Origin of the sequence: Pseudoxanthomonas sp. SGNA-20 (assembly GCF_003931635.1) — a bacterium.
Taxonomy (GTDB): Bacteria; Pseudomonadota; Gammaproteobacteria; order Xanthomonadales; family Xanthomonadaceae; genus Pseudoxanthomonas.
The window spans coordinates 46,876-72,339 of record NZ_RRYK01000005.1 but is presented as its reverse complement, the minus strand read 5'-3'; the positions used below and the strand labels follow the sequence as shown (position 1 = coordinate 72,339).

The 25,464-nt window shown below is 67.3% G+C and carries 21 protein-coding genes and 1 tRNA gene; 9 read left to right on the top strand and 13 right to left on the bottom strand.

Annotated elements, in window-relative coordinates; genetic code table 11:
- The first annotated feature begins 327 nt into the window (after positions 1-327).
- Together EIM48_RS10335 and EIM48_RS10330 are read left to right on the top strand one after the other, a co-directional pair.
- Complete coding sequence (locus EIM48_RS10335) at positions 328-507, top strand: hypothetical protein (protein WP_028915230.1); 180 nt, start codon at positions 328-330, stop codon at positions 505-507.
- Positions 488-1,066 (top strand): isochorismatase family cysteine hydrolase, encoded by a 579-nt coding sequence (locus tag EIM48_RS10330; protein WP_125111601.1) that lies wholly within the window; start codon positions 488-490, stop codon positions 1,064-1,066. The genes EIM48_RS10335 and EIM48_RS10330 overlap by 20 nt, the downstream gene beginning before the upstream one ends.
- A 51-nt stretch (positions 1,067-1,117) precedes the next feature.
- Here EIM48_RS10330 and EIM48_RS10325 read toward each other — a convergent pair whose 3' ends face one another.
- Together EIM48_RS10325 and EIM48_RS10320 are read right to left on the bottom strand one after the other, a co-directional pair.
- Positions 1,118-2,014 (bottom strand): manganese catalase family protein, encoded by an 897-nt coding sequence (locus tag EIM48_RS10325; RefSeq protein WP_125111600.1) that lies wholly within the window; start codon positions 2,012-2,014, stop codon positions 1,118-1,120.
- Between the two features lie 51 nt (positions 2,015-2,065).
- A complete protein-coding gene (locus tag EIM48_RS10320) occupies positions 2,066-2,578 on the bottom strand; it encodes a ferritin-like domain-containing protein (protein ID WP_125108954.1) in 513 nt (170 codons plus the stop codon).
- 229 nt (positions 2,579-2,807) lie between these two features.
- Here EIM48_RS10320 and EIM48_RS10315 point away from each other — a divergent pair, with 229 nt between their 5' ends.
- From EIM48_RS10315 to EIM48_RS10305, 3 genes are all read left to right on the top strand, one after another.
- A complete protein-coding gene (locus EIM48_RS10315) occupies positions 2,808-4,178 on the top strand; it encodes an HWE histidine kinase domain-containing protein (RefSeq protein ID WP_125111599.1) in 1,371 nt (456 codons plus the stop codon).
- Positions 4,175-4,558 carry a response regulator gene (locus EIM48_RS10310; protein ID WP_019397312.1) on the top strand — a complete coding sequence of 128 codons (384 nt, stop codon included), beginning with the start codon at positions 4,175-4,177 and terminating at the stop codon, positions 4,556-4,558. Before EIM48_RS10315 ends, EIM48_RS10310 begins: the two co-directional genes overlap by 4 nt.
- Positions 4,559-4,644: 86 nt before the next feature.
- Entirely contained in the window at positions 4,645-5,289 is a 645-nt protein-coding gene (locus tag EIM48_RS10305) for a hypothetical protein (RefSeq protein ID WP_125111598.1), read from the top strand.
- 686 nt (positions 5,290-5,975) lie between these two features.
- Here EIM48_RS10305 and EIM48_RS10300 read toward each other — a convergent pair.
- From EIM48_RS10300 to dtd, 10 genes are all read right to left on the bottom strand, one after another.
- The gene (locus EIM48_RS10300; RefSeq protein WP_125111597.1) at positions 5,976-9,179 is read right to left on the bottom strand and encodes a type I restriction endonuclease subunit R; all 3,204 of its coding nucleotides are present in this window, start codon (positions 9,177-9,179) and stop codon (positions 5,976-5,978) included.
- Positions 9,180-9,183: 4 nt separating this feature from the next.
- Positions 9,184-10,185, bottom strand: a complete 1,002-nt coding sequence (rhuM, locus tag EIM48_RS10295) for a RhuM family protein (RefSeq protein ID WP_125111596.1) — start codon at positions 10,183-10,185, stop codon at positions 9,184-9,186.
- On the bottom strand, positions 10,182-10,514 hold the full coding sequence (locus EIM48_RS10290; RefSeq protein WP_125111595.1) for a type I restriction endonuclease: 333 nt from the start codon (positions 10,512-10,514) through the stop codon (positions 10,182-10,184). Before EIM48_RS10290 ends, rhuM begins: the two co-directional genes overlap by 4 nt.
- Before the next feature lie 113 nt (positions 10,515-10,627).
- A complete protein-coding gene (locus EIM48_RS10285; RefSeq protein ID WP_125111594.1) occupies positions 10,628-13,219 on the bottom strand; it encodes an AAA family ATPase in 2,592 nt (863 codons plus the stop codon).
- A gap of 4 nt (positions 13,220-13,223) precedes the next feature.
- Positions 13,224-14,573 (bottom strand): restriction endonuclease subunit S, encoded by a 1,350-nt coding sequence (locus tag EIM48_RS10280; protein ID WP_125111593.1) that lies wholly within the window; start codon positions 14,571-14,573, stop codon positions 13,224-13,226.
- A 71-nt stretch (positions 14,574-14,644) separates the two neighbouring features.
- On the bottom strand, positions 14,645-15,808 hold the full coding sequence (locus tag EIM48_RS10275; RefSeq protein ID WP_125111654.1) for a Fic family protein: 1,164 nt from the start codon (positions 15,806-15,808) through the stop codon (positions 14,645-14,647).
- 82 nt (positions 15,809-15,890) lie between these two features.
- Positions 15,891-17,465 (bottom strand): class I SAM-dependent DNA methyltransferase, encoded by a 1,575-nt coding sequence (locus tag EIM48_RS10270; RefSeq protein ID WP_125111592.1) that lies wholly within the window; start codon positions 17,463-17,465, stop codon positions 15,891-15,893.
- A 331-nt stretch (positions 17,466-17,796) separates the two neighbouring features.
- Positions 17,797-17,872, bottom strand: a tRNA-Ile gene (locus EIM48_RS10265).
- Positions 17,873-18,037: 165 nt separating this feature from the next.
- Positions 18,038-19,894, bottom strand: coding sequence for an RNA polymerase sigma factor RpoD (gene rpoD / locus EIM48_RS10260; RefSeq protein ID WP_019397173.1), 1,857 nt, complete (start codon positions 19,892-19,894; stop codon positions 18,038-18,040).
- A gap of 120 nt (positions 19,895-20,014) precedes the next feature.
- On the bottom strand, positions 20,015-20,455 hold the full coding sequence (gene dtd, locus EIM48_RS10255; protein ID WP_028915234.1) for a D-aminoacyl-tRNA deacylase: 441 nt from the start codon (positions 20,453-20,455) through the stop codon (positions 20,015-20,017).
- A gap of 105 nt (positions 20,456-20,560) precedes the next feature.
- On the opposite strand from dtd, the gene EIM48_RS10250 reads away from it, so the two are divergent.
- From EIM48_RS10250 to EIM48_RS10240, 3 genes are all read left to right on the top strand, one after another.
- Positions 20,561-21,460 carry a lauroyl acyltransferase gene (locus EIM48_RS10250; protein WP_125111591.1) on the top strand — a complete coding sequence of 300 codons (900 nt, stop codon included), beginning with the start codon at positions 20,561-20,563 and terminating at the stop codon, positions 21,458-21,460.
- 77 nt (positions 21,461-21,537) lie between these two features.
- Positions 21,538-22,059 (top strand): PH domain-containing protein, encoded by a 522-nt coding sequence (locus EIM48_RS10245; protein WP_125111590.1) that lies wholly within the window; start codon positions 21,538-21,540, stop codon positions 22,057-22,059.
- Positions 22,056-23,564 carry a PH domain-containing protein gene (locus EIM48_RS10240; protein ID WP_125111589.1) on the top strand — a complete coding sequence of 503 codons (1,509 nt, stop codon included), beginning with the start codon at positions 22,056-22,058 and terminating at the stop codon, positions 23,562-23,564. The genes EIM48_RS10245 and EIM48_RS10240 overlap by 4 nt, the downstream gene beginning before the upstream one ends.
- Positions 23,565-23,577: 13 nt before the next feature.
- Here the strand turns inward: EIM48_RS10240 and EIM48_RS10235 are convergent, their stop codons facing one another.
- Positions 23,578-24,630 (bottom strand): CDP-glycerol glycerophosphotransferase family protein, encoded by a 1,053-nt coding sequence (locus EIM48_RS10235; RefSeq protein WP_199728411.1) that lies wholly within the window; start codon positions 24,628-24,630, stop codon positions 23,578-23,580.
- Between the two features lie 40 nt (positions 24,631-24,670).
- Between EIM48_RS10235 and EIM48_RS10230 the strand changes: the two genes are divergently transcribed.
- Positions 24,671-25,447, top strand: a complete 777-nt coding sequence (locus EIM48_RS10230; protein ID WP_125111588.1) for a glycosyltransferase family 2 protein — start codon at positions 24,671-24,673, stop codon at positions 25,445-25,447.
- The last annotated feature ends 17 nt before the right edge of the window (positions 25,448-25,464 follow it).

Sequence of the window (25,464 nt, the reverse complement as noted above, 5' to 3'; positions counted from 1 at the left end):
GCGGCCAGTGCATGAAACCCCGCCCGGGCTTTGGCCGGTGTGAACGCGCCCGCCGCGGTCCTGCAGCGCGTTTAACACAAACCTTAATCCGCTTTACGTGCCATGCACGGCGCGGGTCCGACAGTGCGCGTCCCGGCATCCATTGCCACATCGCGTCCCGACCATGCCCCGACCCCACCCCCCCGCGCGCAGCAGCGCGCTCGACCCGGCGCGGCTGCGCCGCCATCTTCCGGAACTGCTGCAGCAGTTCGTTCCCGACCCTTCGCCGCAACCGGCGCGTCCCGGCGCCCGCATGCCCGCGCCGGCGCGGCCTCCGGAGCGCCGCCGATGAACCGCGACCAGGACCAGCCGTCGCCGTCGCGGCAACCGGCCCGGCGCGGCGAACAGACCGGCAAGCACGACAGCCGCGACCGCAACGATCCGGAGGTGCAACCGGGCGCGCGCAAGGGCCGCGGGGAGCCGCCGCACGTGAACCCGGAGCCGCCGCGTGGACGTGGCCAAGGATAGGCGGCGCAGGACCCCCGCCCTGCTGCTGGTGGACATGATCAACCTGTTCGACTTCCCGGACGGGGCAGCCATGGCCACCGCCGCACGCCGCATCACCCCGGCGCTGGTGCGCCTGCGCGCGCGCTTCGACCGCGCCGGCGCGCCGGTGATCCACGTCAACGACAACTTCGCGCAGTGGCGTGGCGAGTTCCGCGACCTGGTCGCGTCCTGCGTGGAAGCCGGCGGCATCCCCGCGGAGATCGCCACCCGCCTGGCGCCGCAACCGCAGCACTACCACGTGCTCAAGCCCAAGCATTCGGCCTTCGCCAGCAGCGCGCTGCCGGTGCTGCTGGCCAAGCTGGGCGTGCGGCGCCTGGTGATCACCGGCATCGCCGCAGATTCCTGCGTGCTGGCCACCGCGCAGGACGCGAACATGGCCGAATACGGGACCTGGGTGCCCAGCGACTGCGTGGCCTCGCGCCAGCCGCAGCGCAAGCGCGAGGCGCTGTCGCTGCTTTCGCGTTCGCTCAACGCGCGCACCGTGGCCAGCAACCGCGTGCACGGGCTGTTCCCGCGATAGCACCCACCCGCTAAGGAAACGGCCGCGCGCGCGGCCGTTTCCCGTTCCCGGTTACTTCTCCACCGGCGTGGTGGTGCCTGCGCCCGGGCCTGCACCGAGGTCGGCGCCGGTGACCGGATCCACGTCCGGCCGCGACGCGGTGCGCTCCACCAGCGCCTTCATCGCGGCCTTCTGGCTGGCCGACAGCTTGACCGTGGCCTCGCCGTCGCCGCCGTCGACCGCTGCCTGCTGCTCGCGGTCGGAAACCACCTCCCACTGCGGACCGCTGTTCCACGGGCCCTGGGCATCGCCAGGCCCCTGCGACATGTCGAAGTAGGTGTCGGTGAAGCGCGGATCGCCGGGCAGCTTGCCGGCCGGGAAGTTGTCCTGGATCGCGTACAGCGCCTTCTCGAACGACTTCTGGTGGGCGATCTCGCGGGTCATCAGGAAAGTCAGCGCGTCCTTGATCCCGGGGTCGTCGGTGACGTTGATCAGCCGCTCGTACACGATCTTCGCGCGCGTCTCGGCGGCGATGTTCGAGCGCAGGTCGGCCATCGGCTCGCCGATCGTGTCCACGTACGCCGCCGTCCACGGCACGCCGCTGGAGTTCACCAGCGCCGGCCCGCCGCCGTACAGGATCTGCTGGGTATGGCTGGCGCTGTTCTGGGTGAGGCTGCGCATCTCCATCGCCTCCTCCATGCCCTCGGAGAGCACGGCCTTGGGACCGCTGTTGAGCATGGCGACGATCGAGCCGATGATCTCCAGATGGCTCAGCTCCTCGGTGGCGATGTCGTAGAGCATGTCCTTGCGCCCGGGGTCGTTGTCGCCCAGGGCCTGGGTGAAGTAGCGCATGGCCGCGGCCAGCTCGCCCTGCGGGCCGCCGAACTGCTCGAGCATCAGCGTGGCCAGGTCCGGGTCGGGACGGGCGACGCGTACGGTGTACATCAGGCGCTTGTTGTGGATGAACATGGGGGAAACTCTCCGTGGGACCCGGCGGGGGGGGGGGGCTGGGTGGCGGCGTCAGCGCTTGGCGGTGACGCCTTCGGTGGTCTCGCGCGCGAGGAAGGCGAGGATCACCGACTCCTGGTGCTGCAGCAGCCAGTCGGCCATCGCTTCCTCTTCCTGCAGGATCTGCGCGCACACGGCGGCCACGTCCTCGCGGCCGGCCTCGCGCGCGGCGACCACCAGCGCGCGGTAGGACGCAATCTCCATGTGCTCGAACGCGTAGCTGATGCCCAGGCCCTTGGCGACCTCGTCGCTCATCATCGAGTTGCCCGCCGCGTGCATCGCCGCCATGGCGTCGGCGAGCATGCCGCGCGCCACCGGGATGCTGCCGTCCAGGCCACGGATGCAGGTCTCCAGGCGCTCGGACTGCTGCCGGGTCTCGGCGACGTGCGCCTCGATGCGGCCGCGCAGCTCGGGGTAGTGCTCCAGGCGGCCGGCCATGGCCTTGAGCATGGTCTCGGCTTCCTGTTCCATCGTGTAGGCATCCTGCAGCCACTTCAGCAGCCGCTCGGTGGTCGAACGCGTCATGTGTCTTTTCCCGTGATCGTGGCGGCAGGCGTGCCGCGGACGTCCCACCCTGCGCCCGTGCCGGTGCACGCCCCGTGTTACGTCCGTGCAGGGTTTGCACCGCCGGACGCCGGTACCGGCTCGGCGCAGCCTTCACATTCATGACCGCCGGGCCCGTTATCTTGGGCGCGGGACTTCACGCATCGATCACACCGGGGGCCCGCGCACGATGCCGACGGAAAGTTCGATCATGGACACCACGCCCGCGCCGGCCGCCGGATGCGGGCCGGCCGAGGCCCTGCTGGAGTCCACTCCCGACCTGGCCTGCCTGTTCGACCGCCAGCACCGCTGCATCTACGCCAACCGCGCGCTGCTGGAGGCGCTGGGGCACCCGCGCGCCGAAGTGATCGGCCGCTCGCTGCTGGAACTGGGCTACGCGCCCTGGGATGCGGCCATGCACGGTTCGGAGATCGACCAGGTGTTCGCCACCGCGCGCCGCCTGCGCGGCGATGCCCGCTTCCACGGCCCGCGCGGCGAACGCATCCACGACTACATCCTGGCGCCGGTGCTGGCCGCCGACGGCAGCGTCCAGGCAGTGGCGGCCACCATCCGCGACGTCACCGAGCGCACCGCGCACGAAGACGTGGCCCGCCGCAACGAACGGCGCCTGCGCGCGATCGCCAGTGCCAGTTCCAGCGTCATCTACCGCCTGGACCCGGACTGGTCGCGGGTGCAGGTGCTGGTCGGGCCCGGGGTCGAGAACCCGCCGCCGCTGTCGCGGCTGGAACTGCAGGCGGAGCACCTGCATCCGGACGACCACGCCCGGGTGGCGCATGCGGTGGCGCGCGCGCGCGAGGAAACCACGGTATTCGAGGCCGAGTACCGCTGGCTGCGGGGCGACGGCCGTTACCACTGGCTGGCCTCGCGCGTGGTGCCGGTGCGCGGCGACGACGGCAGGGTGCACGAATGGGTGGGTGCGACCACCGACGTGGAGGACCGCCGCCGGCAGGAGACGCACCAGCGCCTGCTGCTGGACGAACTCAACCACCGGGTCAAGAACACCCTGGCGGTGGTGCAGTCGATCGCGGTGCAGACCTTCGCCCGCACCGGCGCCGACCGCCAGGCGGTGGAACGCTTCCACGCCCGCCTGCTGGCGCTGGCCAAGGGCCACGAGCTGCTGACCGCCTCGCGCTGGAACGGCACCTGGCTGCGCGACGTGGTCGAGACCGCGATCGGCCCCGGCATGGGCCACGGCCTGGAGCGCTTCCTGATCGACGGCCCGCGGGTGTGGCTGGCGCCGCGGCCCTCGCTGGCGCTGTCGATGGCGCTGCACGAGCTGTGCACCAACGCGGTCAAGTACGGCGCGCTGTCGGCGCCCGGCGGCACGGTGGCGATCCGCTGGGAGGTGCACGAGGAGGGCGGCCACCCACGCCGGCTGCGGCTGGAGTGGCGCGAGAGCGGCGGCCCGGCGGTCGTCGAGCCGCAGCGGCGCGGCTTCGGCACGCGCCTGGTGGAACAGGGCCTGCGCCACGACCTCGACGGCGAGGTCGTGCTCGCGTTCGAAGCATCTGGCGTAAGCTGCCACATCGACGTGCCGCTGGTGGAGGCAAGCACAGCATGAGCGGGAACCCGCAACCGGTACGCGCGCTGGTGGTCGAGGACGAGTTCCTGTTGCTGGCGCTGCTGGAGGAACTGCTGCCCGACCTCGGCGTGGAGGTAACCGCGCGCGCACGCTCGGCCGAGGGCGCGGTGGCCGCGGCACGCACGCCCGAGCATTTCGACATCGCGCTGGTGGACGTGAACCTCGCCGGCGAGCAGTCCTACGACGCGGTGGACGCCCTGCTGGAGGCGCGCGTGCCGACGCTGTTCATCACCGGCTACGGCAGCGGCAGCCTGCCGCCGCGCTTTGCCACGCTGCCGGTGCTCAGCAAGCCGTTCGGGCGCGACGACCTGGCGCGGGCGCTGGCCGCGCTGTGCGGCGGGAGCCACGGCGCCGCCTGAGGCGCGGGTTCACGCCCCGCGAAGGCGCCGCGGCCGACCATGGCCGTTCCGCCGTACACGGCATGCACATCCGCCGAGGCGTATCCATGGCAGACGAACCCAGCAGCGGCGTCGCCGAGCTGAAGGCCGTGGTCCTGGACCTGCTGCACCCGGGAGCACGTCCGCCCCGCGACGCGCACGCCGCGCCCGAACAAGGACCCAGCCCCATGGCCGAGCACGCCAAGCACGACAGGCCGCAGCCTGCCGACACCGCCACTTCCGGCAAGCCGGCCGCCTCCGGCAAGCCCTCCGGCCTGCCCGTGGCCTCCGACCGTGGCCGCCGGGATGCGGACGCGCCGGCCCGGCGCGAGGGCGGCAACCCCGGCCAGGTCGCCGGCCGTGCCGGTGGCCGCGATGACGCCTCGCTCAACGCCAGCGACGACCGTCCGGAGGAATACGGTACCGGCGCGGATTCCCGCCGTACCGGTCCGGACGCCGACCGCGGCGACTGGCCTCCGCGGGACTGGGACGGGACGGGCGACGGCGGACGCCAGCGCACGGCCGGCAAGGAGCAAGGCCCCGGCGGCTACGAGGACCGCTCGCAGGAACTGCACGACTACGGCCCCGGTCCCAAGGGCTCGACCGGCGAAGCCTGGCGTACCTACGAACACCACCGCGACGGCAACCCCGGCGCGGACGACCAGGGCGCTCCACGCAAGGACAAGCCGCAGGGCGGCGGCGGGAAGAAGTAGGGAAGGTTGCCGGCAGGCGGTGCTGGCGGGAATAAAGCCGGGTCACGACGAGCCTTCCGGGCGTCCATGCCGTCATCGGTGCGCTTGGCACCCGGGTGGCGGCATCCGGCGTGCGCGGCTGGGGAGGCCGCGCGGATCTCCATCCTCGGTCCTTCATGGACCGAGACCAGCTGGCCGCCGAAAGGGGATTTGGGCGGTGTGCAGGGGATTGGCGCCCGGGGGGAATGTCCAGGGCGCCTGCACGCTGGCGCCGGGAATTATGTGAAAGAACGCCGGCGGGCGCTGTCAGGAAACTCCTGAAAATGTCAGGAAAAACCCGACACGCGCCGCGGGATCCAGTGTTCCATGCGGCGTTACGCGGCTCCGGCGGCACGCAGGCGCGCAGGGCGTCGTCGGTCCGATGATGCCAGCGGCGTGGCATTGCGCAATGCACCATGCGCCAAACCGCGACCACGGTGGCGGAATTTGGCCGCCCGGCCGGCGGGCGCGCAGGTGGTGGGCCCACCAGGATTCGAACCAGGGAACAAGGGATTATGAGTCCGTCGCCACCACCTCATATCCAGGAAAATTAATCACTTACAAGCGCATGCGAGCCAACAAAAGCACGCTACGTCAGTAACTTGGCGCTGCAGAGAGGAGCGAGGGCTGGACCGCTTGCGCACCTCATCCCTACCCCTGTCGGCCGTTCAGGCTGTTGCCCCGTGACGCGACAATGACCAGGTCGACGACAATGCCTCGGCCTGCCGCAACACCGTCTGCACGGCAGCATCCTGGAGGTCGGGCGGATAGCCGTACTTGCGCAGGATGCGCTTGACCAGCACCCGCATGCGGGCGCGGGCCGATTCCCGGTGCGCCCAGTCCACCGTCACGTTCTGGCGCAGGCTCACCAGCAGCTCGTGGGCGATCACCATGAGCTGATCATTTCCCATTACTTCAACCGCACTGTTGTTCTCGGCCAACGCCATGTAGAAGGCGTATTCCTCGTCCGACAGGCCGGACTCCTCACCGCGCTGGTGGGCCGCGCGGATGTCCTTGGCCAGCTCGATGAGTTCCTGCAGTACCTCGGCCGTGTTGATGGCGTTGGCGTGGTAGCGGGCCACGGCATCTTCCAGCCGCTCCGAAAACGCCTTCGTCTGCACCACGTTGGCCTTGCTGCGCGAGCGGATGCCGTCGTTGATGAGCTTGCGCAGGGCCTCCAGCGCCAGGTTCTTCTTCTCCATCTGCTGCACCTCGGCCAGGAACTCGTCCGAGAGGATGGAGATGTCCGGGCTCCTGAGCCCGGCGGCCTTCAGGATGTCCACGATCTCGGTCGAGACCACGGCACGGCTGACGATCTGCTGGATCGCCAGCCCGCGTTCCTGCGGGGTCACGCCCGGGCCGGTGCCGCTCTTGACCAGCGTGGCACGGATGGCCTGGAAGAAACCAACCTCCTCGCGGATCGCGCGTGCCTCGTCCGAGGCGGCGGCCAGGGCATAGGCCCTGGACAGGGCCAGCACGGCGTCCTGGTAGCGGCGATGAGCTTTTTTCTTGCCCTCGTCCGTAGTCTCCTGCGCCGCCAGCCGCTGCTGCATGTCCAGCACCCATTCGATGGCCCCCGCCATCACTGCCAGCCGCTCCTGCGGTGTTCCACTCAACGCGGCGTAGTCGAAGCCATGGAACATGCCGCGCACGACCTCGTACTTCTCCAGCATCACCGCGATGGCCTCGGCCTCGTCGATGCCGGTGTTCTCGCGGTCCTTGGGCGAGTACTGCGCCAGCGCCGACTTCAGGTTCTGCGCGATGCCGATGTAGTCCACCACCAGGCCGGCGGGCTTGTCGCGGAACACGCGGTTGACGCGCGCGATGGCCTGCATCAGGCCGTGGCCGCGCATCGGCTTGTCCACGTACATGGTGTGCATGCAGGGCGCGTCGAAGCCGGTCAGCCACATGTCGCGCACGATCACCAGCTTCAGGGGATCGTCCGGATCGCGGGCACGCCTGGCCAGCAGGTCGCGCCGGGCCTTGTTGCCGATGTGCGCCTGCCACTCGGGCGGGTCGCTGGCCGCCCCCGTCATCACGATCTTGACCACCCCGGCGTTGTCGTCCGGGCTGTGCCAGTCCGGGCGCAGTTTGACGATCTCGTCGTAGAGGGCCACGCAGATGCGGCGGCTCATGCACACCACCATGGCCTTGCCGTCCAGCGCGGCCACGCGGCTTTCGAAGTGCTGCACGATGTCGGCGGCCACCTGCCGCAGGCGCTTTTCCGCGCCCACCAGCGCCTCGATGGTGGCCCACTTCTGCTTGGCGCGTTCGCGGGCAGTCTCTTCCTCGTCCTCCAGGATCTCCTCCACCTCGGCGTCGATCTGGGGCTTCTCGTCCTCGTCCAGCTCGATGCGCGCCAGGCGGGACTCGTAATAGATCGGCACCGTGGCGCCGTCCTCCACCGCCCGGCTGATGTCGTAGATGTCGATGTAGTGGCCGAACACCGCCGGAGTGTTGACGTCATCGGCCTCGATGGGCGTGCCGGTGAAGCCGATGAAGGAGGCGTTCGGCAGGGCATCACGCATGTACTTGGCAAAGCCGTAGGAGACTTCGCCGGTCTTCGCATCCACCCTGGCCTTGAAGCCGTACTGGCTGCGGTGTGCCTCATCGGCGATGACCACCACGTTGTGGCGGGTGGTCAACGGCGCCGTGACTACGCCGAACTTCTGCAGGGTCGTGAAGATCACGCCGCCCGACGCGCAGTTCAGCAGCGCCTGCAGGTGCTCGCGGCTCTCGGCCTGCACCGGTGTCTGCCGGATCAGGTCGCGGCACATGGAGAAAGTGGCAAAAAGCTGGTCGTCGAGGTCGTTACGGTCGGTCAATACCACCAGCGTGGGGTTAGCCATGTCCGGGTGCCTGACCAGCTGCCCCGCGTAAAAGGCCATCAGCAGGCTCTTGCCGGAGCCCTGCGTGTGCCAGATCACCCCCGCGCGCCGGTCGCCCGGGCGCTGGGACTTCACGCTGGGCAGACCGTATTCCGCGGGATCTTCGTCCACTTCCTGGACCTGCATGGCCGCGCGCACCGTGGACTCCACGGCCTTCTTCACCGCGTGGAACTGGTGGTAGCCGGCAATGATCTTCACCAGCCCGGAACCCGTCTCGCCAAAGACCGTGAAGTCCCGCACCAGATCGAGCAGCCGGCGATGCTCGAACACGCCCTCGATCAGCGTCGGCAGTTCCGGCGCCCCCTTGGGCGCGACCTCCGTGCCGTCCGTGGTGCGCCACGGCATGAACCGCTCCAGGTCGGCCGACAGCGATCCCACCCGGGCAGAGATGCCATCGGACGTGACCAGCAGCGCGTTGGTATGGAACAGCTGGGGGATCTGCTGCTTGTAGGTCTGCAGCTGGTTGAAGGCACCGGCCAGCGTGGCGTTCCCGCTGCCCGGTGCCTTGAGCTCGATCACCGCCAGCGGCAGGCCGTTGACGAACACCACCACGTCGGGCCGGCGGGTGTTCCGGCCGTTGATCACCGTGAACTGGCGCACCGCCAGCCAGTCGTTGTTCTCCGGGTGTTCGAAGTCGATCAGCACCACCTTGCCGGCGGCCAGCGTGCCGTCGTCGGCGTAGTACTCGACGTCCACGCCCTCCGTCAGCAGCCTGTGGATGCGGCGGTTCTCTTCGAGCAGAGCGGGCAGTTCGGACTGCGTGACCTTGCGGATGGCGTCCTGCCGCGCCTCCGGCGGCACCCCGGGGTTCAGGCGGGCAACGGCATCCTCGAACCGCCTGCGCAGCACCACCTCGTCGTGGCTCTCGCGCTCCGGCCGGTGGCCGTCGGGGCCGATGTCTTCCTCGCGTTCGATGCTGTAACCGAGCGCGCGCAGCTGATCCAGCAACGCGCTCTCGATCTCCGCCTCAGACAGAAATGCCATGCGTCTATCCCTCTTCCCGGCCGCCCGGCAGGGCGAGCATGTTCTCGATCAGGCGGATCATCACGTCCTTGTTCTTGGCGTCGGACTCCGCCACCAGCAGCGCCAGCGCCGCCAGGCCCACGTCGTTGATCACCGGTTCGCCGTTGCGCAGCAGGCGCCCGTTGCGTGCCAGGAAATCCACGAACAGGAAGGCCCCGCTGCGCTTGTTGCCGTCCGCGAACGGATGGTTCTTGATGACGAAATACAGCAGGTGCGCGGCCTTGGTTTCCACCGTGGGATAGGCCGGCTCGCCGAACACGGTCTGGTCGAGATTGCCGAGCAGGGCCGCAAAGTCATCGCCGCGCTCGCGCCCGAAGAGCTCGGAAGCCTCGCCGCGCGCCATCAGATCAGCCTTCAGCCGCGCAATGGCGGCACGGGCCTCGTCCAGTGTCGGCAGCACGCCGCCCGGACTGCCCGCCGGTGCGGTCAGCAGTCCCTCGTCATAGCGTTGCAGCCACAGGAAGGTCTGGGTGTAGTGCGCGATCACGTCCACCAGCCCGCGGCCCTGATCGGCGGTCAGCGCCGCGCCGGCCGCGGCCTTGCGCACCAGCTGCAGCGCGGCTTCCAGCTCGGCGGCATTGCGCTCGAAGCGCTGGCGGTTCAGGGTGAAGCCACGGGTCAGGTGCTCACGCAGTACGGTAGTTGCCCACTGGCGAAAGCGCGTGGCTTTCGCGGAACTGACCCGATACCCCACGGAAATGATGGCGTCGAGGTTGTAGTGCTTGAGCCGGCGTCGTACCTGCCGCGCGCCCTCCTGGCGAACTACCGAGAAATCCTCGGTAGTTGCCGCCTCCTGAAGCTCCCGCTCCTTGTAAATGTTCTTCAGGTGCAGGCTGATGTTGTCGCTGGAAGTGCCGAACAGCTCGGCCATCTGCGCCTGCGTCAGCCACAGGGTCTCACCCTCCAGCCGCACCTGGACCGGACCGTTTTCAGTTTCGAAGATGACGAGTTGCCCAGCTTCGTTCATAAGTCACGTTCCTTGAGGAAGGCTTGGGCATCGGAGATACGCAGCGTGCCGGAAATCAGGCCGTGCGGATCATGCGCATCGAGCCGCGAGGCCCGCACGGCCTGTACGACCCTGCGGATCGCGTCCTGCCGCGCCTCCGGCGGCACCCCGGGGTTCAGGCGGGCAACGGCATCCTCGAACCGCCTGCGCAGCACCACCTCGTCGTGGCTCTCGCGCTCCGGCCGGTGGCCGTCGGGGCCGATGTCTTCCTCGCGTTCGATGCTGTAACCGAGCGCGCGCAGCTGATCCAGCATTGCGCTCTCGATCTCGGCTTCCGATAAAAAAGCCATTTTAATATTTCATCCTTTTCGCCTGGCATGGCAAGCAGATTCTCGTTCAGACCTGCAAACCCTACTTGGCGGCGTCGTAGGCATGTACTCAATAAGGCAAGTTCTCACGAAGATTACTTTCTCCTTTTCCGAATTTCATCGACCCAGTTTTCCAAATCCCTAATATCCGCTTCGAGTTCTTTCGGCCCAGGCACCGGCGCACGCGCCGCCGCCGCTTCATCATGACCGGGAAGCCATGTAGAGCACTTTGTCATTGCAATTTCAACGGACTTGCAGTCATCTGGGGAGATGTCCGCGATCTGGGCAATGTGCTGGGTTTGGACTCCCGGCCTGTAGCGAACGACTATACCGCCCAGAAGCACCTCTTCAATCGCACGTTCCCACGCTTCTCGGAGCAACCCATAGAGAAACTTGGCTTCCTTCTCGTAGCCGTCCTGATCCCCGTCGCGTGAACGCCTGGCAGCCTCCTGCCAACACTTCTTGAGATATCCGATCTTCTTTTTCACAGGAAGCGCAACCCATGGAAGCTCTTCCGTGCATACGCCAGAACCTATGCCTGAGTGGCGAACATGCTGATCTAGCAGCTCTACACCCAACTCATCAGCGTATTGTCTGAGCGAAAGCAGAAAAACGACATCGTGCGTAAAGACGATGACTTGTCGCTTCCTTGACTCTTCTACTAAACGCCGGGCGACGGCGTTACGCCACCGGAAGTCCAGAGAAGACATGGGATCATCGAACACGATGCCCGATAGATCGTCAGCAGTACTGAGTTCAGCGAAGAAGGCAGCAATGGAAAGACACCGCTGCTCACCCTCGCTGACTACTCTTGTCAGCTCGACGCTCGGCGCCCGCGTTAGAACGAGTTTGTGATAAAAGACACCATCAGCACCGCCGATCTCTTTCAGTTCAACCTCGGCATGTTGAAAAGAAAGATTGGCCAGTTCTTCCTGAAAAGTCTGCTTGAGCTTCTGAGAAACAACCGCCTTGGTGACACTCGTGCTCTTGGCCGTGATCGCCTGTGTCTTCGTGTCGTCTATGCACAAGCTGTAGGCAGCGCATTTCTTCTGGCGCTCAATGTCATTGAGTACCGTCTGGAGATTTTCGGTCAGGATGTTCCGGGCGCGCAGCTCTTGGGCCTCTGCTGTCATGCTCCTGCGTATCTGGTCATTCGCGCCGGTACGAAGCGTCTTGATGCGTTCCTCGATCTGAACCAACAGACTTTCGGCTTCGGCAACAACGGACACAAGCGCAGGACAGTCGGCGGCTAGATCTTTGTTTCCCATGAGAGCCGACAATACAGCGATTCGGCGTCTCTCATTGGATGCAAGCGCTGCGCTAATGGAGTCAGCCAAGGCCTCGTGATCGATGCGAATTTCCTTGAGCGTTTCCTCGACCGCTTCTGTCGTCGTCTTGAGATCGGCGAAAACCCTTCTCTGCCGACTGAAGGTATCTCTGATCTGGCGAAGTTCTTGTTCGAGCGTGGATGCCACAAATTCCTCGAACTGCTTGAGCCTATGGGCGGCGGCGTGATCGAGATCCTGCTGACAGAGAGAGCACTTCGCTCCTTCCTCCACAAAGGGAAAAGGTTTGCCTGGATATGTGTGTTCCTTTGAGAAGCGCCGCGCCGATTCCCAGAGGGCTTTCCATGTATCGCCACCCGTTCCCGGTAATAAACCTTGCGGGAACGTGGCCTCGCGCAATCGCTTGGATTCCTCGCTCTTACGGTTACCTTCGGTCCGTGTTTCAAAAACAGCTTTCACCGGGTCATCGGACAGGGCTGCCTCAACATCCTTCAAATGACGAACTAGCGCCTTAACCCGATTGGCGCGCACGGCGAGTTGCTGGATAAGTTTCTGAGGATCGTTAGCTTGCAAGTCCAGCAGGGATTTTTCGAGGAGTTCAAGGCGATCTTCATCTTCTTTTGATAGCTGCGCGAGCGCCTGGGCATCCTCCAGTTTTGTTAGCGAATTAACATTAGCAAGAAACTTGGCCACGGTGGTGCCGGCCGGAATCGTTGACTGCAAAGCAGGCAATGCACTCGTTCCAAGTGCGCGCTGTTCGGACTCTAGCTTCGCGCGAATGGCCTTACACGCCTTGACGAGCTTGTCGAACAGGTCCAATCCGAATGGTCGGAATAAAACGTCTGTCTTCTCGGTGAGATAGAAGGCAGCGCATTGTGTATCGAAGACGCTCACGCGCGAAAGGAATGGATCTTCACTTCTGAATGTCCATTCACGTAAATCGGACCCCTCGCCAACCTTGTACTTTATGGAGACAACGGGAGCGTTCGTTTTATTACCGAAAACAATGTTTCCCAAGATCGGCTCTTGGGCGCGCGTCCGGCAAGCATTTTTCAGAATGCGGATGTAGCCTGTCTTGCCTGCGCCGTTGTCGCCGTAGACGACGGTGAGGCCGGGGCCGAATTTGAGAGTCTGATTATCTGCCAACGCATTCACGCCGCGCTGATGGAAAATCGAAACCAGTGAGACGGGAGCACCCGCTGTACGATCTGGCACGTGTTCCCTCCCAAGCGGCACGACGTCGCGTTGCTCGGCAAGGCCACGGCTGCTCTTGCATATCTCAGTCAGATCATCGATGTCTTCTTCGGAAAGCTCGCCGTTAAGCACGAGGCGGCGTAGCGCATCGCGCTGCCATGCGGGGCGATCTTGTGACCATTCAAGAATCTCTTGCAGCACCGTCATGTTTTCACCCCTCAAGGTAGTTTCGGTGTATTGCGCCTACTCGCACGTCACCGGAAATCAGCTTGTGCAACAGCGTGTTGCGCTTTGTGGCAAGGGAGCGGGACTCGAAAAGTGCTTCACGGATACGGTCCAGCGCCGGCGCAACAAGCCTTTCGAATGTTTCAACTACAGCTAAAGGAGGCGCCACGACCTGGACCCCCGCGAGGGTGTCACGGGTGATCGTGTCGAATACGGAGCCATGTGTCCGATGTTGGAGAGTCGAGACCAGTTGACGAGTTGTGAAGTAGTTGAAGAAGCCGCGATGGCCCAGCTTCCCTCGCAAGCCGTAGCAGGATTGGTTCATCGCCATCGGAACACCTACAAGAGCAAGTCTGCCCACCGTTCCGCGCGCGGAGATGATTGCTGTGCCGGCCGGAAGAATCCGCGTCGATGAGTTCTCGACACCGGCATGGGTGATCTTCTTCTCCGTGTCCAACACCCAGACATCTGGCGCCGGCGGGGCATCGACAACCGAGAACCATGGGATGTCGCCGCCCCAATACTCAGCTACGGATGTCTTTGGTGTCCCGCCCCCAATTATCTCAACCGTGTCCGCAAACGACTTCACTTCCCACCCCTCCGGAATCTCCCCCAGCTCCGATTCGACGAGGCGGTCGGGGAAGAGGTCGTAGAGGTGGGCGGGGAGGCCGGGGAGGAGGGATTGGCCGCGCTGCCAGCGGCCTTCCATCTTGGCGCGCACGGGCTCGAAGTCCACGAACCACGCCTTGAACAGGGCGCGGGCCATGGCTTCCAGCGTTTCGTTCTGCTTGCGGTTGAGTTCGATCTTGTCGTCCAGCGTGCCGAGGATATGGGCGATGGCGCGTTGTTCGGTTAGTGGTGGAAGTAGTAGCTCTATGGTCTTCAGGTAGGAAGATGGTCGTGCAATTGAAGGAACACCAGTTTGAGATGCATTGGCGAGCAACTTGTGCTGCCCTTCATCGCTATGAAAGAAGTATGTGATAAAGGCTGGATCAGCAATATCCGTCTTGCAGCGTAAATAGAACTGGCGTTGCGAAATTACGTAACGCTCATACTGAGAATTATGCGGAATATAAGCAACCTGCCCAATGTTGCCCGCATGGGTAAAGATGATGTCGCCACGGAACACGTTCGAATTTTTCAATCTTTCGGCATGATCCTCGGTAATAAAGTTGAAGTTACCATCCTCCACTCGAGCGCCATGCAAATGTGCGCCACTGATGACGGGTATACCGTCGTCCACAAAGGTTTCAACCTTAATGTTCGAACCGAATGGTCCCATCGCAATTTTTTCTGCGATATCTTCGATTCGAACTTTGGACCACTCACTCGCCATACCCAAGCTCCCTCAGGTTGGTCTCGATCACCGCATCCCGCCGCCCCGCTTCCGCCCGCTGCACGCGCCACTTATCTGCCATACCCGTCTTCTTTCTGTTCATCAAACAGCCTCAAATACGGCTCGAACACGAACCGCCGGTTGCGCGCGTAGCCGGTGATCTCGCGCAGCAGGCCGATGCCTTCCAGCCTGCTGACGATCTGGTTGGCGCCGGCGGGGGTGAGGTCCAGCCATTCGCGCACGGTGGCCACGTTGACGATGGGGTGGTCGAACAGGCGGTCCATCACGCGCTGGCCGTTGGCCGCGGCGCGGCCCAGTCCCTCGGTGATGCGGGCGCGGAACTCCTCACGCATGCGCAGGATGGCGGCGGCGGTCCGGGCGGCCTCGCGGCTGACACTGACCACCCCTTCCAGGAAGAAGCCCAGCCAGCCTTCCCAGTCCCCGGCGTCACGCACGGCCTGCAGGCGCTCGTAGTACGCGCTGCGGTGCTGCTTGAAGTAGTGCGAGAGGTAGAGCACCGGCTTGCCCAGCAGGCGCTTTTCCGTGAGCAGGAAGGTGATGAGCAGGCGCCCCATGCGGCCGTTGCCGTCGAGGAAGGGGTGGATGGTTTCGAACTGGGCATGCGCCAGCCCCACCTGGACCAGGGGCGGCAGGCCGGCGCCGTCGTGCAGGAACCTTTCCAGGTCGGACAGGGCGCCGGGCACCTCGTGGGGCGGGGGCGGAACGAAGGTGGCGTTGGCCAGGGTGCAGCCGCCGGGACCGATCCAGTTCTGGCTGGTGCGCAGATCGCCTGGCGTGAGGCGCCCGCCGCGTACGCCCTGCATCAGTTCGGCATGGATCTCGCGGATCAGGCGCACGGAGACGGGTAGGTCGGCCAGCCGGGCCAGGCCATGGTTCATGGCGCGCACGTAGTTGGCCACCTCGTTCACGTCCCTGGGGGTATCCGGGTCGAACAGTTGCGCCTCGGCAGCCAGCAGGTTCTGCAGGGAGCTTTGCGTGCCCTCGATCTGGCTGGAGAGCACGGCCTCCTTGCGGACGTACATGAACACGAACAGGTCGGGATTGGGCAGCGTGAGCACGGCGCCGTCCAGCCGCCCCAGGGCGTAGTCGGCCTCCGACAGGCGCTCGCGCAGCGGGCCGGAGAGGTCCAGGGGCGGATCCGGCGGCAGCGGCACGGGGATGAAGGCCCGGTAGCCGGCGAGCTGCTGCAGGTAGCGACCGGCCCGGAAGCGCATGGGATCGGGTGCGTTGATCATGAACGGTGACGGGCCGCTTGTTAAACGTATCGTTTAGTATGGGTGGGTTCCAGGGCCGAGTTCAACGCGGCGTTGAAAAGCCCAGGGCGGCCAGATTGGCCTCGATCGCTGCATCCAGCCGTGCCGCTTCCGCCCGCTGCTCGCGCCACTGCGCCGCCAGCCGCGCCATCTTTTCCGCGAACGGTTCGCCGTCGTCTTCCTGCGCCGCCGCGCCCACGTAGCGCCCGGGCGTGAGCACGTAGTCGTGCTTGCGGATCTCGTCCAGCGTGGCGGACTTGCAGAAGCCGGGCACGTCGGCGTATTCGCCCGCGTCCTTTTCGCCTCGCCAGGCGTGGTAGGTGTCGGCGATCTTTTTGATTTCCTCATCGGTCAGTTCGCGCCGGGTGCGGTCCACCATCACGCCCATGTTGCGGGCATCGATGAACAGCACCTGCCCGCGGCGGTCGCGCAGTCTGGTCTTCCTGACCAGGCCGTTGCTGCGGCCCTTGGCCAGGATCCAGAGGCAGGCGGGGATCTGGGTGGAGTAGAACAGCTGGCCCGGCAGCGCCACCATGCAGTCCACCACGTCCGCTTCCAGCATGGCCTTGCGGATCTCGCCTTCGCCGCTCTGGTTGGAGCTCATCGAGCCGTTGGCCAGCACCACACCCGCGGTGCCGTTGGGGGCGAGGTGGTGGTAGATGTGCTGCAGCCACGCGTAGTTGGCGTTGCCCACGGGCGGCACGCCGAACTGCCAGCGCACGTCTTCGCGCAGGCGCTCGCCGCCCCAGTCGGAGACGTTGAACGGCGGGTTGGCGAGGATGAAGTCGAACTTGAGGTCGCGCAGCTCGTCCTTGTGGAAGCTGCCTTCGTTGTTCCAGCGGATGTCGGCATCGATGCCGCGCACCGCCAGGTTCATCTTGCACAGCCGCCAGGTGGTGTAGTTGCTCTCCTGTCCGTAGATGGCGATGTCGCCGATGCGGCCGCCGTGCTCCTGCACGAACTTGTCCGACTGCACGAACATGCCGCCGGAGCCGCAGCAGGGGTCGTAGACGCGGCCGGTGTAGGGTTCCAGCATTTCCACCAGCACCCGCACCACCGAGCGCGGGGTGTAGAACTCGCCACCGCGCTTGCCTTCGGCACCGGCAAACTGGCCGAGGAAGTATTCGTACACGCGGCCGAGGACGTCCTTCGAACGGCTGCCCTCCTCGCCGAGCGCGATGCCGGAGATCAGGTCGATCAGCTCGCCGAGCATGACCTTGTTGAGCGCGGGGCGGGCGTAGTCCTTGGGCAGCACGCCCTTGAGGGATTCGTTCTCCTTCTCGATGGCGCGCATGGCGTCGTCGATCAGGGTGCCGATGGTGGGCTTCTTCGCGTTGGCCTGCAGATGCGACCAGCGCGCCTCCTTCGGCACCCAGAACACGTTTTCAGCCAGGTATTCGTCGCGGTCCTCGGCGGCGGCCGGGTCTTCGGTGAGCAGTGCCTGGTGCCTGGCCTCGAAGGCGTCGGAGATGTACTTGAGGAAGATGAGCCCCAGCGCAACGTGCTTGTAGTCGGAGGGCTCCATGTTGCCGCGCAGCTTGTCGGCGGTCTTGAAGAGGTCGGCCTCGAAGCCGAGGTTGCCGCCATTGCTTTTTTTGGTGGCGTTTTGTCTTGCCATCCTGCTTTCCCCTTTGATGATGCTCTCTTCGACGCCATGGAACCCGGCGGGACCTGGCAGCAGCGCACGGACCAAACGCTCTCCACGACATTTATCGCCAGTGGCCCCATAGGCCAAGACCTGTCGACTCCGTGCATCAGCAGCCAGTTGCCCGCAGTGGATCGCCCCCCATGAGCGTCGGCGCGACCCTCGGCACGGGACTACCAATGGCTCGTGGATGTTGCCCGCGATTGATGACGTACTGCTGAAGCCAATAGCTTCTATTCCGCACGGGAAAGCATTGCCCCAGGTGCCTGGTTGTCGGCCAACGCACCTTCGGGAAGGGGGGATATGGTGGGCCCACCAGGATTCGAACCTGGAACCAAGGGATTATGAGTCCCCTGCTCTAACCGTTGAGCTATAGGCCCGCGCTGCGGGCGGCAGTGTAGCGGATGGCCAAGCCACAGGGCAGGGCCGGGGCAGCGCGCGGCGCGTCGGCATGGGTTGGCCGCAAGCCAGGCCCAGGAAAACGCCAAGGCCCCGCATGGGCGGGGCCTTGACTGCGGCGGACCAGCGCTGGTGCGCCGGCGGGATCAGTCGATGTCGAGGAACGAGCGCAGCTGCTCGGAGCGGCTCGGGTGGCGCAGCTTGCGCAGCGCCTTGGCCTCGATCTGGCGGATGCGCTCGCGGGTGACGTCGAACTGCTTGCCGACCTCCTCCAGGGTGTGGTCGGTGTTCATGTCGATGCCGAAGCGCATGCGCAGCACCTTGGCCTCCCTCGGGGTCAGGCCCGCGAGCACCTCGCGCACCGTCTCCATCAGGTTGGTGTTGGTGGTCGCGTCGATCGGGGACTCCACGTTGGTGTCCTCGATGAAATCGCCCAGGTGCGAGTCCTCGTCGTCGCCGATCGGGGTCTCCATGGAGATCGGCTCCTTGGCGATCTTCATGACCTTGCGGATCTTGTCCTCGGGCATGTCCATCTCCTTGGCCAGCTCCTCCGGCGTGGCCTCGCGGCCGTACTGCTGGAGCATCTGGCGGGAGATGCGGTTGAGCTTGTTGATCGTCTCGATCATGTGCACCGGGATGCGGATGGTGCGCGCCTGGTCGGCGATCGAGCGGGTGATCGCCTGGCGAATCCACCAGGTGGCATAGGTCGAGAACTTGTAGCCGCGGCGGTACTCGAACTTGTCGACCGCCTTCATCAGGCCGATGTTGCCCTCCTGGATCAGGTCCAGGAACTGCAGGCCGCGGTTGGTGTACTTCTTGGCGATGGAGATCACCAGGCGCAGGTTGGCCTCGACCATCTCCTTCTTGGCCTTGCGCGCCTTGGCCTCGCCGTAGGCGAGCTGGCGGCCAATCTCGCGGATCTCGGCCAGGTCCAGGCACATGGCCTGCTCGATGGCGATGGTGGCCTGCTGCTCGGCGACGATCTGGTCCTTGACCTCGCGCAGCGCCGAGGACCACTTCTGCTTGCGCTTGAGGACCTCGTCCACCCAGTCGAGGTTGACCTGGTTGCCTTCCCAGGCACGCAGGAAGTCCTTGCGCGGCATCCTGGCGACGTTGGTGGCCAGGTGCAGCACGCGGCGTTCGCGCTCCTTGATCTCGTTGAGCACGTCGCGCAGCTTCCTGACCAGCACGTCGGTCAGCGGCAGCGGCAGCTTGAAGGTCATGAACTGCTCGGCCATCTCGGCGCGCAGCTTGACCACCTTCTTGTCCTGCGGGCCGCCCTTGGCGTGGGCCTTCTTGAACTTGGCGAAGTCGGCGGCCAGCTGCTCCATGCGGCGCGCGACCTCGGCCGGGTCGGGGCCGGTCGGGCCGGCATCGGCCTCGTCGTCGGTGGCGACCTCTTCCTCGTCGTCATCCACGTCGTCGGCCACCGCCTCGGCGGCGTCCTCGACCACCGGCGGCTCCGGGGTCTCGTCGAGCATGTCGTTGAAGCCGACCACCACCTCGGCCAGGCGCTTCTTGCCGGCCTTGTGCAGCTCGTACTCCTCCAGCAGGGTCTCGATCGAGGCCGGCACCGCGCCCAGCGCGGCCTGGACCTGGCTCAGACCCTCCTCGATGCGCTTGGCGATGGCGATCTCGCCCTCGCGGGTCAGCAGCTCGACCGTGCCCATCTCGCGCATGTACATGCGCACCGGGTCGGTGGTGCGGCCACCCTCCGAATCCAGGGCGCTCAGCGCGGCGGCGGCTTCCTCGGCGGCGGTGTCGTCGATCTCGCGGCCACCGGTGTTGCCGTCGTTGAGCAGCAGGGTCTCGACGTCCGGAGCAACCTCATGGACATCGATGCCCATGCCGTTGATCATGCCGATGATGTCTTCGATCTGTTCCGGGTCGACGAGGTCATCGGGCAGGTGGTCATTGACCTCGGCATAGGTCAGATAGCCCTGCTCCAGGCCCTTGCTGATGAGCTGCTTGATTTCGGATTGGGCTGGACGTTCGTTGGCCATGTGCGGCGCCACCGGTCTCTGGGAAGGGGTGAAGTGAACCTAGCATTATAACAGGCCGGTGGGTCCATGCCCCTTCCGGCCTTTCACATCAACGACTTAAGCCACCGACCGTTCAGCCGCTCAGGCCTGCAGGAGGAAGGTGACAGGCCCGTCGTTGACCAGGCTCACCACCATATGGGCCCCGAAGCGGCCGGTTTCCACCCTGCCGGGGATCTGCCGGTCGCATGCCGCCACCAGCTGGTTGAACACGCGTTCAGCCTCCGCCGGCGCGGCCGCGGTGCTGAAGCTGGGACGCATGCCCGAGCGCGTGTCGGCGGCCAGGGTGAACTGGCTCACCAGCAGCAGGCCGCCGCCGGTATCGAGCAGCGAGCGGTTCATCTTGCCGGCATCGTCGGCGAATACGCGGTATCCGAGCAGCCGTTGCGCCATCCGCGCCACCTCCGCCTCTCCGTCCCCCGGCTGCACCCCCACCAGGGCCAGCAGGCCCGGCCCGGTCTGGCCGACCACCTCCCCTTCGACCTCCACCGAGGCACGGGTGACGCGCTGGATCAGGGCAAGCATGCGGGGCGGTTCTCCTGCAGGACGGGGACACCCAAGCATCGGGCCTGGGCGCGCCGCTGTCACCCGCCGCCGCGGCCGCCGCGGCCGACCCGCTAGACTTGGCGGATGTCAGCGCAACGCCGTGCCCGCTTCCTGTACGCCCTCGCCTCGCTCGTGGGCAGGCTCCCGTGGCCCGTCCTGTACCGCCTCGGCGACCTGGTGGCCGCGTTCTGGCGCTGGCGCGACGTGCGCGAGAGCCGGGTCACCCGGCGCAACCTGGAGCTGGCCTTCCCGGACTGGGCGCCAGCCCGGCGCGAGGAGCTTTACCGCCAGGTGCTGCGCACCACCGCGCGCCAGGCGCTGGAGACGCTCAAGCTGTGGACCCGCCCGCCGGAGGAGAACCTGCGGCTGTTGCGCGCCCGCCACGGCGAGGCGCTGTACGACGCGGCGCTGGCCTCCGGCCGCGGCGTGATCGTGGCCGCACCGCACTTCGGCAACTGGGAGCTGCTGAACCAGTGGCTGGCTTCGCGCGGGCGCATCGCGGTGGTCTACCGGCCGCCGGAGTCGGCCACCGGCGACGCCTTCCTGCAGCTGGTGCGCGGGGTCGACAACGTGCAGCAGGTACGCGCCGAGGGCCCGGCCGTGCGCCAGCTGTGGAAGGTGCTCAAGGAAGGCGGCGCGGTCGGCATCCTGCCCGACCAGCAGCCCAAGGCCGGCGACGGCGAGTTCGCCCCGTTCTTCGGCAAGCAGGCGCTGACCATGACCCTGCTCTCGCGCCTGGCCGAGCGCACCGGCGCGCCGGTGCTGTTCGCCTGGTGCGAGCGCGTGGGCGAGGGGCCGCAGTTCGAGCTGCACGTGGAGCCGGCGCCGGCGGCGATCGGCGATCCGGATCCGCAGAAGGCGGTGGCCTGCCTCAACGCCGAGGTCGAGCGCATCGCCCGGCGCTCGCTCGCCCAGTACCAGTGGACGTACAAGCGATACACCCTGCGCCCGCCGGGCAGCAGCGAGCCGAACCCCTACGGGTAGCCGTTCCAGGGTCCGCCCCGACCCATCCGCCATGGCGAACGCTTACGATCGGCTTCCCGCGACCGCGAAGAACCGCCGTGACCGAGTCCGTGACCGAGTTCGAGCCGCCCACCCCGCCCGCCGTCCCGGCGACGGGGAGGTGGCAGCCCCTGCCACGCCGGGGCGCGGTGCTGTATGCGGGTAGCGCCGCGGTATCGGTGGCGCTGCCGGTGACGGTCGCCGCGGCGATGATCGGTCCCGTCCTGCTCGACGTCCCGCGCTGGCTCCCCGCCGCGGCCGCCGCCGTGCTGGGCGTGCTGCTGGGCGGATCGATCGGCCTGCTGCGCCACCGTCGCATCGGCTGGAGGCTGGACGATGACGGGTTCGCCACCCGTCGCGGCGGCCTCTGGCGGATGGAAACCCTGGTGCCGGTCTCGCGCGTGCAGCACCTGGACCTGGAACGCGGCCCGCTGGAGCGCCGGCTGGGCCTGGCCACGCTGGTGGTGCATACCGCCGGCACGCGCATGGCCGCGGTGAGGCTGCCGCTGCTGGCGCTGGAGGACGCCGAGGTGCTGCGCGACCGGCTGGCGCGGCAGGTCGAAGCCGGCGACGCGCTGTGAGCAGCCACGAGGCCGTCGCCGGGACCGTGCCCGAACACCGGCTCCACCCCTGGTCGTGGCTGTTCGTGCTGTTGCAGCAGCTGCGCCAGTTCGTGGTGCCGCTGCTGGCGCTGCTGGTCGCCGGTCGCCGCGACACCGGGCCGTGGGAATACGCCGGGTATGCCTCGTTCATCGGCGTGGCGGTACTGGTCGCGATCTCGATCCTGCAGTACTTCACCTACCGCTACCGGATCGGGCGCGACGGCATCAGCGTGCGCACCGGCCTGCTGCGGCGGGACCTGCGCCAGATCCCGTACGCGCGGATCCACAACGTGGTGCTGCACCAGGGACTGCTGCACCGGTTGTTCGGCGTGGCCGAGGTGCGCCTGGAGGCGGCCGGCGGACAGAAGCCGGAAGCGCAGATGCGCGTGCTTGGCCTGGACCGGGCGCTGGAGCTGGAGCAGGCGGTGCGCGACCGCGGCGCGGCCCCGTTGCCGGCCGAGGCCACGGCACCGGCCCGGTGCGATCCGCCGCTGCTGGCCCTGTCCACCGCCGAGGTGGTCCGCCTGGGCCTGGTTTCCAACCGCGGCATGATCGTGTTCGCCGCCGGCCTCGGCCTGGTGTGGCAGGTGTTCCCCGAGAAGGCCGTTGCAGGCCTGCTGCAGGACTGGTTCCGCGGCGCGATGGGCTACGCCGGGGCGCTGCACCTGGGCTGGCTGGCGATGGCTGCCGGCGTCCTCGCCTTCGCGGCGGTGTTCGTGCTGGTGCTGCGCCTGCTGTCGGTGGTCCTGGCCCTGGTCCAGTACCACGGCTTCCGCCTGGTCGAGCACCAGGGCCGGTTGACCGTGGAGCGCGGCCTGCTGGCGCGCGTGCGCACCAGCGTGGCGCCGCGCCGGATCCAGGCCTGGCACCTGGAGGAAACCCTGCTGCACCGCTGGTTCGGCCGCCGCTCCCTGCGCATCGACACCGCGGTGGGCGGCCAGGAAAACGACCCGCGCAGGCTGCGCGAGCTGGCGCCGATCGCCCCGCCGGAAACCTGCGACGCACTGCTGCGGTACCTGGTCCCGCAACTGCAGTGGCCGCCGCAGTGGAAGCCGCTGCCGCGACGCGCCTGGTGGCGGCTGTTCGCCGCCAACGTGCCGTGGAACCTGCTGCTGGCCGCGGTGCTGTGCTGGCACTTCGGCGCCTGGGGCCTGCTGGTGCTGGCCTGGCTGCCGTGGTCGGCGTACGCCGCGCGGCGCCAGGCCGGATGGATGGGCTACGCGGTGGACGCGCGCCTGGTCGCGGTGCGCGGCGGCTGGTGGTCGCGCTGGTGGCGCATGGCCGAGGTCGACAAGATCCAGGCCCTGCGCCTGCAGCGCTCGCCGCTGGACCGCTGGCTGGGCACGGCCAGCCTGCTGCTGGACACCGCCGGCGCCGGGGCGATGGCGCCGCCGCTGCGGATCCGCTTCCTGCCGGAGGCCGAGGCACGCGCGCTGCAGGCGCGGCTGGCGCGGATGCTGGCCGCGCGCCGCCTGCGCTGGTGAGCGCGGCCGCGGGTCAGAAACCCCAGTAACCCAGCTCGCGGCGGATCTGCAGCGCGCGCCAGCGCGCGGCCAGCGGCTTGCGCGCCAGGGTGTGCAGCCCGGCCTGCAGCAGCGCTTCGGTGGCGTCGATCACCCGCTCCGAGGAACGGCCGTCGCGCCAGGGATGGATCGCGTCGGCGTAGGCCGCGATCGCCTCGCGCAGCGCCGGCTCCGGCGCGAACGCGCGCGCCAGCATCGCTGGCAGCGCGGCCGGGTCGTCGAAGTCGATCATGTGCGGCTTGGGCGCGCGGTTGCGGAAGGTCACCACCGGCTTGTGCTGGACCACGAACTCGGACACCACCGAGGTGGTGTCGGCCAGAAGCACGTCGGCGGCCCGCTGCGCGGTGACCAGCTGCTCGGGCTCGACGAAGGCGGCATTGGCGCCGGCCAGGGCGCGGTAGCGCTCGAACAGCTCCGGCGCGCACTTGGGATGCAGGGTCAGCAGCCAGTAGCGACCGCCCTCGGCGACCTGGGCGGCGATCGCCTCGTACAGGTGCGGGGCCGCGCTCAGGCGCTCGGTGAAGGTGGAGGCGAACATCACCACCGGACGGCCGCCGGCCGGCGCGCACAGGGCCGCGGCGGCGCCGCCATCGTCGCGGAACAGCGGATCGAGCTTGGGCCAGCCGGTCTCGGCCACGGCGAAATGGCGCAGCCGCGCGGCCAGCGCCTGGAACGGGGCGGTGGTCGCCGGGCCCTGGGTGCAGTACAGGTCGAACAGGCCGCGTACCCGGAAGTGGCCGCGGCCGTCGGCGCGCTTCTCCACGTTGAAGCCGTGGAACAGCTGCACCTTGGCCCCGGCCACGAAGGTCGGGACCTCGTTGGAGGCGCTGAACACCGCCCGCGGCCGCAGCCGCGCCGCGCCGCGCGCGTCCACCGCGCGCACCGGCGCCGGCAGGCGCAGGCCGGACGCGCCGCCGGCCAGCAGCGCGTGGACCGCATGGCCGCGGGCGTGCAAGGCGTCGGCCAGCGGTTGCAGAATGGGCAACCCGTAGCGTTCGGTCGCAAACAGCAGGTAGTCCGCCATCAATACTCCAGCCTCCCAGCCGGACCCCTCGCAAGGCGGCACCGTGCCGCTGTCGGCGTGCATTATCGCGTTCAACGAGGCGGCCCGCATCGGCGACTGCCTGGCCTCGCTGGCGTTCTGCGACGAGATCGTGGTGGTGGATTCCGGCTCCACCGACGGCACGGTGCAGCTGTGCGAGGCCGCTGGCGCGCGCGTGCTGCAGCGGCCGTTCGACGGCTTCCGCAGCCAGAAGCAGTTCGCGGTGGAGCAGGCCCACCATGACTGGGTGCTGTGCCTGGACGCGGACGAGCGGGTCAGCCCGGAGCTGCGCGAATCGATCCTGGCCGCGCGCGCGACCGGCTTCGCCGGCGCGGCCGGCTACCGCTTCCCGCGGCTGTCGGACTACTTCGGCCGCTTCCTGCGCCACGGCAACGCCTACCCGGACCGGGTGCTGCGCCTGTTCGACCGCCGCCGCGGCGGCTGGCGCGGCCAGCGCGAGATCCACGAGGCCGCAAGCGTCGACGGCCCGGTGCGCACCCTGCGCGGCGACCTCATCCACTATCCCTACCGCTCGCTGGAGCAGCAGCTGGCCAAGACCCAGCGCTACGCAAGGATGATGGCCGAGCACGAGTTCGCGCGCGGCAAGCGCGCGTCCTGGACCAAGCTGGTGCTGTCCCCGGCGTGGCGCTTCTGGCGCGGCTACGTGCTGCGCGCCGGCTTCCTCGACGGCTGGCGCGGCCTGGTCTACGCCTACGTGCGCGCCAACTACGTGCGGCAGAAGGCGATCATGCTGTGGCTGCTGCAGCACGGACAGCCGGTGGCCGATCCGCCGCGCGAGTGACTCCCCTCTCCCTGCGG